Origin of the sequence: Alteribacillus persepolensis, assembly GCF_900099605.1 — a bacterium.
Lineage (GTDB): Bacteria > Bacillota > Bacilli > Bacillales > Marinococcaceae > Alteribacillus > Alteribacillus persepolensis.
The window spans coordinates 436,612-449,441 of sequence record NZ_FNDK01000001.1 but is presented as its reverse complement, the minus strand read 5'-3'; the positions used below and the strand labels follow the sequence as shown (position 1 = coordinate 449,441).

Below are 12,830 nucleotides of genomic sequence, written 5' to 3'. Positions count from 1 at the left end.
TGAAGATTAGTGTTTATGCTGGCTAAGCTGTCTTTAAAAGTTTGTTGATATATCAAAAAAACACCTTATATGATGATTATTTTGTTTGTGCATCTATATAAAAGTGTTTGTTAAAATTATATACTAATATCTCTTTGTATCTATTGATAAATATATATATCTTGTTTTATAATGTGGTTGTAACATTATCATTCCTATTATTATCTCAGGGAGGGATATGCATGAATCGCATTCACATGGATAAAAAAACAATAAGCTGGATTAAAAAAAATGGAGGCATTGTAACGCTTCATCCTTTTTATCCGTTTAGTGAGAAAAAACAACGCGGTTTAGTGGATGTATTGCTGACATTTGATAAGCCAGATGATGACAGCTGTTTTGAGGCTATTCCATTTGAAGGTGTTCACATCTACATTCATCAAGACCTTCATATAAAGAACCAATTAAAAATCCGCATTAGTGGATTTGGGCCATTCCAGCATTTGAGCTGCAGCGGCATTAAACATTTTCGCAAGCGTACAGCCGTATAGTTTTCAGAAAAAAAGGACTCTTGTTTGATACAAAAGAATACAAAATACAAGGAGGTTTCATTTATGAGTCCTCCCGTCTAAGAGATTGTTATCCGCGTTGTCCGGACATAACAGTCTCTTTTTTTATTATTGCATGAGTGTGGCTTTATCTTTTGGGCGCTTGTGTAATAAAATAAATAGATAGTGAGCATCGGATGATGGTGGATTATAAAAAGTGAGGAGATAACATATGGGGGCAGTTTTTTACATAGGTCGAACGGGAACGGGGAAAACCTACACGATTCGTGAAGAAATCAAAGATACATTATTGCAGGCACCGGCAGATGGCAAAGCAGTTATCTATTTAGTACCTGATCAAATGACCTTTCAAGCGGAATATGATTTACTAGAGCGCACCCAGTCCGGGATGACACGAGGACATGTACTTAGTTTTTCCCGAATGGCATGGCGGGTACTGAAGGAGACAGGGGGAATTACGAAAACATACTTGCAGCAGACCGGGATGCAAATGGTCGTGCGAAAAGTGGTGGAAGAGCAAAAGAACCGTCTGCGTTTGTATAAACAAGCAGTAGATAAGAACGGTTTTATCGAGCAGATGGAACAGCTGTTAACAGAATTCAAACAGCAAGTGATTTCTATTGAAGCGCTTGAACAGAAGTATACCGAAATCAGTACGCAGGAAACAGCGGCCCCGCAGGGACAAGTGTTTATCGACAAGCTGCATGATATCGTTCACATATGGAAAGGAGTAGAAGAGCTTCTAGGAGATCGTTATGCCGGCACAGAAGATTATTTGCGTTTATTAGCAGAAAAAGTAGAGCTGTCTTCTTTTTTAGAGGGAGCGGAGATTTATGTAGATGGCTTCCATTCCTTCACTCCACAAGAATTGCACGTTATTGGGGAATTATTGAAACATGCAAAACATATGACATTTGCGCTAACTCTTGACCGCCCTTATGACGAAGAGCCGCCGCACATGCTTGATTTATTTCAACAAACAGGTACTTCCTATCAAAAATTACATGCTTTGTGTGAAGCGGCAGGTTGTGAAAGCACTGAAACAATTCTTTTTCGTGATTCCAAAAAGTATGCATCACAAAACCTTATGCATTTAGAACAGCATTTTGAAAAGCGTCCTGTGAAAACGGCGGATCCAGATAATAGTATCTCGATTTCTGCTGCGGTCAACAAACGCACTGAAGTAGAATCTGTGGCTCGAGAAGTACGCAGGCTGGTTGAAAGCAACAGCTGCCGCTATAAAGACATCGCTATTTTGGGTAGAAACATTGAAGATTATACGGAAATGCTGGAAACAATCTTTGCCGATTATGATATTCCGCTGTTTAATGACCAAAAACGCCCAATGCTAAACCATCCTGTCATTGAATGCATCCGTTCTTGTTTGGAGACAATAACGGAACATTGGCGCTATGAGCCGTTGTTTCGCGCATTAAAAACAGATATGTTCTTCTCGATTGAAGAGGATTGGGAGGAAGCAAGAGAACAAATCGATGAGTTGGAAAATTACGTATTAGCTTATGGGATAAAAGAAAAGCACTGGAAACAATCACAGCCGTGGACATACAGCAAACGAACAGTGGCCGATAAAACAGAAGTACAAGGGGAGAAGGAAAAAGCATTTGAACGGCGCATTCAAACCTTACGAGATACGTACAGCAGTGCTTTGCTGCAATTTGAAAAGAGAATGAAAAAAAAGAAAACAATCAAAGAATATGCGGCAGAACTGTTTCAGTTTTTAGAAGAACTCTATATCCCCCAAAAAATTGAGAAACTACGAAACAAGGCAGTAGAAATAGGTGACATTGAAAAGGCGAGAGAACATGAACAAGTGTGGGGAGCGGTCGTTGACTTGCTTGAACAAGTCGTAGAAATGGCTGGAGACGATGAAGTGAGTTTATCCTCGTTTTATAAGATTGTAGAAACAGGGCTGGAATCGATGAACTTCCGCATCGTCCCTCCAGCTATTGATCAAGTGACAGCGGCCGATATGGAACGCTCTCGTCTGGCGAATATTAAAATGGTGTTTGTGATAGGAGCTAATGAAGGCACTCTGCCTGCTTCGCTTGATGAAGACGGCATGATTGATGATGAGGAACGGCATTGGTTTCAAAAGCAGGGGCTAGAACTTGCTGAAGACAGTTCGCAAAAACTATTGAATGAACAATTTCTTATTTATCGTGTATTCTCTTTAGCAGAAGAAAAGTTATGGGTTAGTTATCCGCTTGCGGATGAAGAAGGCAAATCACTGCAGCCTTCTGTCGTTATTCAACAGTTAAAAGAAACATTTCCTGATTTAGAAGAAAAGCTGTTGTTCAATGACCCGCACGAGTATACCGCCAGCGGCCAAATGCACTTTATCGGGGCACACCGCAAAACGTTATCGTTTTTAACGTCACAGCTGCAGCATTGGAAAAAAGGATACCCAATATCTTCTGTGTGGTGGGATGTATATAATCATTATGTCCAGCAGGACCGTTCAGCGGCCATTCCATCTGTTCTAGAGAGCTTGTTTTACACGAATCAGCCGGTAAAGCTGTCAGCAAAAACGAGCAAAGCGTTATACGGCAGGACATTAAAGGCTAGTGTTTCACGAGTAGAACAATATGAAGCATGTGCCTTTGCGCAGTTTGCTTCTTATGGTCTGCGTTTAAAAGAAAGAGAGGTTTATAAGTTAGAGGCTCCAGATATTGGGCAATTGTTTCATGCTGCCTTAAAAGAGATGACCGAAATCATTCGAAAAAACCATAAAGACTGGAGCGGCCTTTCTGCTGAAGAATGCCGCAAGCTTGCCAAACAAAGTGTTCAGTCACTTGGTCCTCGTATTCAACGTGAAATTTTACTAAGCTCGGATCGGTATAAGTATTTACAGAAAAAATTAGAGGATACTGTCGCGAAAGCCTCGGACATTTTACGTCAGCAGGCAGCTGTTTCTGGTTTTTCCCCGTACGGTGTAGAAGTAGGGTTTGGTCCAAACGAAGAGCTGCCGCCGCTTCGTTTTTCCCTGCCGCAAGGAGTGGATATGGAAGTGGCTGGAAGAATTGACCGCGTCGATACGGCTTCGGGAAGCGATGGTGTGTATGTGCGAATTATTGATTACAAATCGAGCAGCAAAGATATTCATTTGAGCGATGTGTATTACGGGTTAGCCCTGCAAATGCTGGTTTATCTTGATGTGGTCCTGTCTTTTTCACAAGAGTGGCTGGACAAGCAGGCTGCTCCAGCTGGCATGCTGTATTTTCATGTGCATAATCCGTTTATTCAAGCGAAAGCCCATCTTAGTGACACAGACATTGAACAAGAGCTGTTAAAGAGATTTAAAATGAAAGGCTTGTTACTAGCAGACGAGCAGGCGGTTCGTTTAATGGACCAAAACTTAACATCGGGTCACTCACAAGTGGTGCCGGCGGCCATAAAAAAAGATGGAACATTTTACAACAGTTCGTCTGTTCTGCAAACAGACCATTTTCAGGCGCTGCGGAAATTTATACGACGAAAATTACAAGATATCGGCCAACGTATCATACAGGGTCAAACGGATATTTATCCTTACAAAAGCCAGCAGATGACAGCTTGTACGTTTTGTGCTTTTAAACCGGTATGCCAGTTTGACACGTCATTTGCTGCCAATGATTACCGCCTCTTATCAGAAAGCAAAGAAAAGATGGAAACACAAATGTTTGCAAAAGAAGCGGAGAAGGAGCAGTCAGAATGAAGCTAAAGTGGAAACAAAAACCAGAAGGAGCATTTTGGACGGACAGCCAATGGGAAGCAGTTTCTGGATCGGGCAGCAATCAATTGGTTTCAGCAGCAGCTGGAAGCGGCAAAACAGCAGTGCTGGTGGAACGCATTATTCATAAAATTACCGATCAGGAACACCCAGTTGATATGGACCGCCTTTTAATTGTAACGTTTACAAATGCAGCAGCTGCTGAAATGAAAAATCGAATAGCGGAAGCGCTGGAAGCAGCCATTAATGAAAAGCCAGGATCGCTGTATTTGCGAAGGCAGCTGGCGTTATTAAATAAAGCACAAATTTCAACGCTGCATGCTTTTTGTATGAGTTTGGTACGCAAGTATTATTATAAATTAAACATTGACCCTAAATTTCGCATCATTGACGATATTGAAGGAGAGCTGTTACGAGAAGAAATATTAGACGGTGTATTTGAAAGCCAGTACAGCAAGGAAAATAATGAGGCATTTTTGGATGCAAGTGAGCGGTTTAGCGGTGATAAATCCGATGAAGGTTTTAAACAAGTAGTACGTGAAGTATACCGCTTTTCACAGGCACATCCTGATCCTGAAAAATGGCTGCAAGACATGGCAGCTTGTTATGAGGTGACGGGTGTGTCACAAATGGAAGATACCCCTTGGGGAAAAGAAGTACTGGAAAACGTCAAGACACGCCTGTCTGCATCCATCGATATGCTGCAACAAGCGATCTCGCTGTGTCAGGAAGAAGGCGGGCCGCTTGCTTATGAGGAAACGCTTCTCGGTGACAAGCAAATGCTTGAAGAGCTGTATCAAGCTACAAACTGGGATACATTGTACACACGTTTTCAAGATGTGGTGTTTAAACGTTTAAAAACAGTGAAAAAAAGTGAAGACATCGATGAAACATTAAAAACACGAGTGAAAGACATGCGCGATGCGGTGAAAAAAGACGTGACCGATATGAAAACCGAAACATTCACAGCCTCTCCTGCTGATTTACTGCGTGATATAAAAGAAATGGCAGAGCCGGTGCATGCGCTTGTGTCCACTGTCTCATTGTTTTCCAATCGATATCAACTAGCTAAAACAGAAAAAGGAGTCGTTGATTTTTCTGATTTAGAACATTTTACATTACGTATTTTACAAGAAGAAGGCAGTGAAGCAGCCGAGCAGTATCGCAGCCGGTTTGATGAGGTTTTAGTCGATGAATACCAAGACACCAACTTGATACAAGAAGCGATCCTCCGTCACATTTCGAAAGGCGACAATTTGTTTCTAGTCGGAGATGTGAAACAAAGCATTTATCGTTTTCGTCTGGCAGAGCCCAGTCTCTTTTTAGATAAGTATAAACAGTATAATCGTACCGACGGACAGCCAGGCTGGAAAGTGAATCTTGACCAAAACTTTCGCAGCCGCCAAGAAGTGCTGCAAGCCTCAAATTTTATTTTCAAACAGTTAATGGATGAAAAAGTAGGAGATATCGTTTACGATGAAACAGCGGAATTAAAGACGGGCAATACCGATTATCCGGATAATGATGAGGCTTTGCCGGAGCTTACACTTATTAACAAAGGAGATCCTATCAACACCAGCATTCCTGATGAAGAGCAGGAAGACAGTGATACCGCATCGTTAGAAGCACGCTGGATCGCGCGCAAAATTAAAAACATGATTAAAGATGGATATCAAGTGCTGGATAAAGAAACAAAAGCTGTGCGGAAAATGACATATCGCGATGTTGTGATTCTTATGCGTTCGATGCCGTGGGCGGCTGTTATGATGGACGAGTTTAAAAAAGAAGGATTACCGGTATATGCGGAAGTAAGCGGAGGCTATTTTCAAGCCGTGGAAATTAATATTATGTTGTCATTGCTTCAAGTGATTGATAATCCGCGTCAAGATATTGCACTTGCTGCGGTGTTGCGGTCTCCGATTGTCGGAATGGATGAGGAAGAGCTGGCCAAGCTTCGCTTATGTGACCCAAAAGGAATGTTTTTTGATGCATTAAAGCAGGCAGCACACGCCGTATCAACGAATCATGAGGCATGGCAGGAAAAAGCACAAGCTTTTTATGAGAAATTGTGCAGGTGGAGAGAGCGTGCTAGAAACGAAGCGCTTCCTAAGTTTATTTGGGATTTATTTCAAGAGACGGGCTACTATGACTTTGTTGGCGGCCTGCCGGGAGGAAAACAGCGGCAAGCAAATTTAACGGCGCTGTATGATAGAGCACGGACATACGAGAAAACGTCATTTCGCGGTTTGTTTCGGTTTTTACGGTTTATTGAACGTATGCAAGAACGCGGCGATGATTTTGGCACAGCACGGGCATTGGGAGAACAAGAGGATGTTGTGCGCATTATGACGATTCATAAAAGCAAAGGCTTAGAATTTCCAGTGGTTTTTATTGCTGGCATGAACAAGTCTTTTAATCTGCAAGACACGTATCGCAGCGTACTGCTTCATAAGGAGCTTGGCATTGGAGCAAAAACGATTGATCCGATCAAGCGTGTCATGAAGTCTTCTGTTGCGCAGCAAGCAGTGAAACACCGCATCCATCGGGAAAGTTTATCAGAAGAGATGCGTGTGTTGTACGTTGCGATGACGCGGGCGAAAGAAAAGCTGTGTTTAGTAGGGACGGTTAAAAATCCGGAAAAGACATTAGCGAAATGGGCGCAGTATAAAGACGTAGAAGACTGGCTGCTTCCGGAAAGAGACCGCGTGAAAGCAGCATCTTATGCTGATTGGATAGGCCCTGCCATCTTCCGCCATCAATCAGCAGATTCTTGGTATGACACGATGCATCCGTCTGCTTGTGCAGATGTCTATCATTATCCTGTCAATTGGCGGATTACGCTTGTCGAACAACGTGATATTAAAGAAATTACTGAAGCGGACGAACTAGAAAACAATGAAACAATGACAGCTTTAAAAGAGCGGAAGCCTGTTTTGCAGGAGAGTGTATACAAACATGCAGTAGAAGAAAAATTAAACTGGTCATATCCATATCAGGCTGCTGTTACTGAACGTTCGAAAAAAACCGTCAGTGAATTTAAAAGAGCGTTTCATGATGAATACAGTGAACCGGTTTTTCAGCCGGAATTTCACGCGCAATATGCGGAGCGTCCGCTGTTTATGCAAGAAAAGAACACAAGGCCTGAGGAAAAAGGGACAGCTGTGCATACAGTAATGGAGCACCTTCCGCTCAATATGGAAACGGTGGAGGACTGCCAAATGTTTATCGATACACTCGTTGGGCGGGAATTGTTAACAGAAGATCAAAAGAATATGGTAGATGCTGAAAATATCATGATGTTTTTGTCTTCTGCCTTAGGCAAACGTCTTACATCAGCAGCGCAAGTATTTCGAGAAATTCCGTTCAGTTATGGCATGCAGACAGATGATGGGGATACCGTTTTGATACAAGGGGCCGTTGATTGCGTATTTCGTGATAAAGAGGGGCAGCTTGTATTAATTGATTATAAAACAGATGCTTTTCAAAGCAGATACCCTGGTAATAGGGAACGCGCTGAATACGCAATGAGAGAGAAATATCAATCACAGCTGGATGTGTACCGCCAAGCGTTATCAGCGATTTGGCAGGAAGAGGTTGCTGAAGCGTATCTTTATATTTTTGACGGACATTGTGTGATAGATATGATGAAATAGGAGAGATACAGGATGAGAGTGCTGCATACAGCCGATTGGCATTTAGGACGAACGTTAGAAGGCAGAAGCAGAAAACAAGAACATGTGGCATTTTTTGAGGAACTTGAGCTCATTATTAAAGATGAGCAGATTGATGTGTTATGTATGGCTGGTGATGTCTTTGATTCGGTCAATCCACCAGCATTTGCTGAAGAGCTGTTTTATGAAAATATAGCGGTGTTAAGCCAAAAATATGAGCTGCCAATAATCGTGATTGCAGGTAACCACGATCATCCCGGCAGGTTACAAGCAACAAAAATGCTGGCTGAACAACGAGGGGTGTACATGGCGGGGTACCCTGATGCTGCACCTTTGTTCGTTCCTGTGAAAAGTGAAGTGCTGCAGGTTGCAGCGCTTCCTTACCCATCTGAATCAAGAATGCAGACAGTCTTATCAGATAACAGTGAAGAAACGTCGCTGCAGCATGCGTACAATGAGAAAATAGCACAGATTTTTCAACAGTTAACTTCATCTTTTAAGAAAGATTATGCTTCTATCGCCATGAGTCATGTGTTCACAGCGGGCGGGGCGGCAAGTGATTCAGAACGCCCAATAGAAGTGGGCGGGGCATATACCGTCTCGCCTCTGTCGTTTCCAGCAAATGTACAATATACTGCACTAGGCCATCTGCACCGCCCGCAGACGATAACAAAAGGCGATCGGCTGATACGCTACAGCGGTTCTCCTTTAGCTCTCAGCTTTTCGGAAGCTGGATACAGCAAATCGGTGACAGTCATTGACATAAATCCAAACGAACAGCCGGATGTAAAAGAAATACCGTTATCATGCGGGCGCCCGTTAATTACATGGAAAGCAGTGAACGGCATGGAAGAAGTATTCCAATGGATGGAGGAGAAAAAAGACAGCCATGCCTGGATTGATCTGGAGCTGCATTTGAATGATACTCCTTCCATGGAAGAGATTCACCGCATACGAAAAGCACATGAAGGTATTATACATATTCGCCCGGTATTTCCTGAAATGGAACAGCTGGAACAGGAGGAAAAAAGAAAAGATATCCCAATCGATGTGTTGTTTAAAAAGTATTATGAGCGCCAGACTGGCGGGGCGTCACCTGATGATAAACTCGTTCGCTTGTTTATGGAGCTGACAGAAGGAGGGGAAAGTTAATTGCGCCCGGTAACATTAACTGTACAAGGCTTGCATAGTTTCAGAGAAAAACAGACCATTGACTTTTCTACTCTTTGCCAAGGCGGAGTGTTTGGCATATTTGGGCCTACAGGGAGCGGAAAGTCTTCCTTGCTTGATGCGATGACGCTGGCACTATATGGAAAAGTAGAGCGTGCTTACAATAATACACAAGGCATTATGAATCAGGCAGAACAGTCTGTGTACGTGTCGTTTACATTTGAATTAGGAAAAAAAGGCCGATCTGTCCGCTATACGGTAGAACGCCGCTACGTTCGTTCTCATGAGTTTAATGTTAAAACATCAGTCTGCCGGCTGACAGAACATAAACAAGAAGACAGCGTATTAGCGGATAAAGCGAACGATGTGAATAAGTGCGTGGAAGCATTGCTTGGCTTAACAATTGATGATTTCACAAGAGCAGTGGTTCTGCCGCAAGGCAAGTTTTCAGATTTTCTTAAACTTCGCGGCACTGAAAGGCGCAAGATGCTGCAGCGTATTTTTCATTTAGAAAAATACGGTGATGAGTTAATGACAAAAATTAAATCCAGCCTGCAGGCCGTAAAACATGAAAGAGAAAAAATGGAAGCGGAACAAACCGGTCTTGGAGATGCTTCTAAAGAAGCGGTGCAACAAGCGAAATCTGACCTGGCGTATTGGGAACGTGAGCTGGAGTCGGCTGTATCAAAAAAAGAAGCGATAGACCGTGCATTCGAAGAAATGAAACAAATCAGGTACTGGCAAGAAGAAAAAGCAGCAGCGGCCAAGCGGCTTTCTCGATTAAAAGAACGAGAACCTGTTATTCACACATACCAAGCAGACATGCAAACATCAAACGAGGCAGAGGCATTACTGCCATTCGCCAAAGCATTGCTGCAAGCCGAAAGTGATACAAAAGAGTGGGCAGCCAGCCAAAAAGAACGTACAGAAGCGTGGAAAAACACAGTCGTACAGGAAGAAAATCTGCAAAAAGAGTGGGATGTGTTTCAACAACAACAAGAGAAGGCACTTGCTCATATCCGCCAAGTGCAGCAAATGATTTATCAAGCGGAGCAATTACAGCAGGAACTTTTGCGTTATCAAGAAGAAAAAACTGCTCTAGAAAAAGAATATCGTGCGTTACAGCAGAAAAACCATCAGTGGCATGAACAGCAAAAGGAGCTTTTAAAAAAGAAGCAGACATCAACAGATGGACTAGCCGCTTTAGAACAGCGATACGATGCGTTAGCAGCAACGAGGGAAGAAAAAAACCAGCTTATTGAGGCTATTCAACATAAACAGCAAATCGAGCATTTAATAAGTCAATCACACACACTGATAAGCGAAAAAAATCAGCAAAAACAACAGCTTGACACGCTGTTGGAGGAAAAGCGAACAGCGGAAGAAAAAACTATCTCGTTACAAGAGAAAACGGCTGCCCGTTTTTCTCAATTATCATATTGGTACAACAAAGCACGAGCAGACCATGCATGGCTAAATGATACAACCCAGCTGCTCGAGCGAAAATGGAAAGAAGAAATGGAAAAAGAAAATCACCGGAAATTACAAGCCATGTCCCAAACGTTAGCTCGTGAATTAACAGAATATGCGCCTTGCCCGGTCTGCGGATCGACGTCGCATCCAAGCCCTGCGTTGGTGCATGCTTCAAATGAAACAAGTATCTCTCATACGGACTCAGCAAATCTAGAATCTTGGAAGAAGTCTCTTGAAGCGTATCTGATGACTGTTCAGCAAAGAGAGTGGTATCTTGAACAGCAGGCCGCTTCGATTTCGAACGTGATCGATAGTGATATGCTGTCCTCTGCGGAGGACTTGAACGAAGAAGTGCCGGTACTTTCATTAGATGATGATTGGCAGACAATCCTGCAGCAAAAAATAAAACAATGGGACAGCGAAGAAAAAACGATAGCAGCACTGGCAAAAGCTGTTGGAGGGGAACTGCAGGAATACCAAAACCAAAGAGAGCGGTTAAAACAGAAACAATATGCATATGAGCATGCCTTAAGTGAATATCAAAGAACGCTCGATAAAATTACCCCTTTAGAAGAGAAAAAGCAGGATTTACAAACCGCCTGGCATCGTCGGTTTGCAGCATTTCGTTATGAAGAAGTAGAAAAGAAATATGAACAAATGCTGGAAAATGAAAAACAGCAAGAAATATTGTCTCAGCGCATAGAAAAAGGGAAAACATATATCGAACGTCTTGTGAGCGAACAAGAAGAAGTGGCTAATCATATTCAGCAGCTGGAAATAGAGGCATCAAACATGGAAGCGAAGCTGGATGAAAGAAAGGAACGCGTCACAGAAAAACATCAGGAACTTGAGCATATCTTACAAGGGGATACGGTGAATGAGTGGAAACGCTATGTAGAAGAGCATTCACGGCAGTGGGAAAACAAGGCGAAATTGCTGAAAGAAAATCTAGACGACATAACAGCACATAAACACAAAGTAGAGCAACAAAAGGCTGTCAGCGAACATGCTTATCACGAATCGGCCCGCCGTCTAGAAACAGCACGCACGGAATGGGAAAATAAAACGAAGCATACAACGGAATGGTCTGACCCAAATGAGGTTGAACAAGCAATATTAAGTGACACGCAAAAGCGGGAGTATGAAGAGAAAATAAAAACGTACGAAAAAGAATGGCAGCAATGGTCAGCGAAGTATCAGGAATTGTGTGACCAATTGGACAGCCGCGCGGTCTCGGATGAAGAATGGCAGGAGTGGCAGGAAAAACAACACGCCATCCATGAACAAGTCGACTCGCTTCGTGAAAAACGGGGAGCTGCCTTCACTTATGCAGAAGAACTGAAACAAAAACATCAGCATTACGAACACTTAGAAAAGCAAAAACAATCTGTGATAGAAAAAGAAACCGATTATCAAAAGTTAGAATCTGTTTTTAAAGGAAAAGGATTTGTTGAATTTTTAGCTGAAGAGCAGTTGATTCATGTCAGCCGGCTGGCGTCATCACGGCTGCGCGCCTTAACAAATGGCCGTTATGCGATTGAAGTAGACTCTGGCGGCGGATTTATTGTTCGAGATGACGCAAACGGTGGAATAAAAAGACCCGTTACAACGTTATCAGGCGGAGAAACATTTTTGACTAGTTTAGCGTTAGCGCTGGCGCTGTCCCTTTCTATCCAATTAAAGGGAGAGCATCCTTTAGAGTTTTTCTTTTTAGATGAAGGATTTGGCACGCTTGACCAAGAGCTGCTTGATACTGTTATGACTGCTTTGGAAAAATTGCAGATGGAAGATTTATCTGTTGGTGTCATCAGCCATGTACCCGAATTGCAAGAGCGTTTGGCGAAAAAAATATATGTAAAGCCGGCTGAACCTGGCGGGGCAGGAAGCAGGGTTTATATCGAAAAAACATAAAAGTTACGGTAATTTTATTATGTAAACTAAAAAATTCAGGAAAGCAAATAGATATTTGTACTTATAATGGTTGATGTTTTAAGGCATGCTGGCATGTATCGTGGAAAACAAGAAAGCATAAAAGCAGGCGTTTTTCATGACTGGTTTCAGCGCTTTCTCAGAACGTGGCGGTTTTAGCTGAACGTTCTTCTTTCAAGGCGCTTGCGCTTTTCTTATTTATCATCAATATTTTTGGTATAACTCAGCACATAAAGCATAAGATGGGAAAATAAAATGTTTTTTGTCATGAATATCGCAATGCATTGGTTATACGAGCAGATGTGTACA

The 12,830-nt window shown here is 42.5% G+C and carries 5 protein-coding genes; all 5 read left to right on the top strand.

Features of this window, described 5'->3' with window-relative positions:
* The first annotated feature begins 221 nt into the window (after positions 1–221).
* The 5 genes from BLT18_RS02170 to BLT18_RS02150 all read left to right on the top strand — a co-directional run bounded on the left by BLT18_RS02170 (position 222) and on the right by BLT18_RS02150 (position 12,503).
* A complete protein-coding gene (locus BLT18_RS02170) occupies positions 222–530 on the top strand; it encodes a hypothetical protein (protein ID WP_091270753.1) in 309 nt (102 codons plus the stop codon).
* A 229-nt stretch (positions 531–759) separates the two neighbouring features.
* The gene (gene addB, locus BLT18_RS02165) at positions 760–4,263 is read left to right on the top strand and encodes a helicase-exonuclease AddAB subunit AddB (protein WP_091270751.1); all 3,504 of its coding nucleotides are present in this window, start codon (positions 760–762) and stop codon (positions 4,261–4,263) included.
* Positions 4,260–7,931: a helicase-exonuclease AddAB subunit AddA gene (gene addA, locus BLT18_RS02160; protein ID WP_091270749.1), complete on the top strand. Its 3,672-nt coding sequence runs from the start codon at positions 4,260–4,262 to the stop codon at positions 7,929–7,931. The genes addB and addA overlap by 4 nt, the downstream gene beginning before the upstream one ends.
* A 12-nt stretch (positions 7,932–7,943) precedes the next feature.
* On the top strand, positions 7,944–9,101 hold the full coding sequence (locus BLT18_RS02155) for an exonuclease SbcCD subunit D (RefSeq protein WP_091270748.1): 1,158 nt from the start codon (positions 7,944–7,946) through the stop codon (positions 9,099–9,101).
* Complete coding sequence (locus BLT18_RS02150) at positions 9,102–12,503, top strand: AAA family ATPase (RefSeq protein WP_091270746.1); 3,402 nt, start codon at positions 9,102–9,104, stop codon at positions 12,501–12,503.
* The last annotated feature ends 327 nt before the right edge of the window (positions 12,504–12,830 follow it).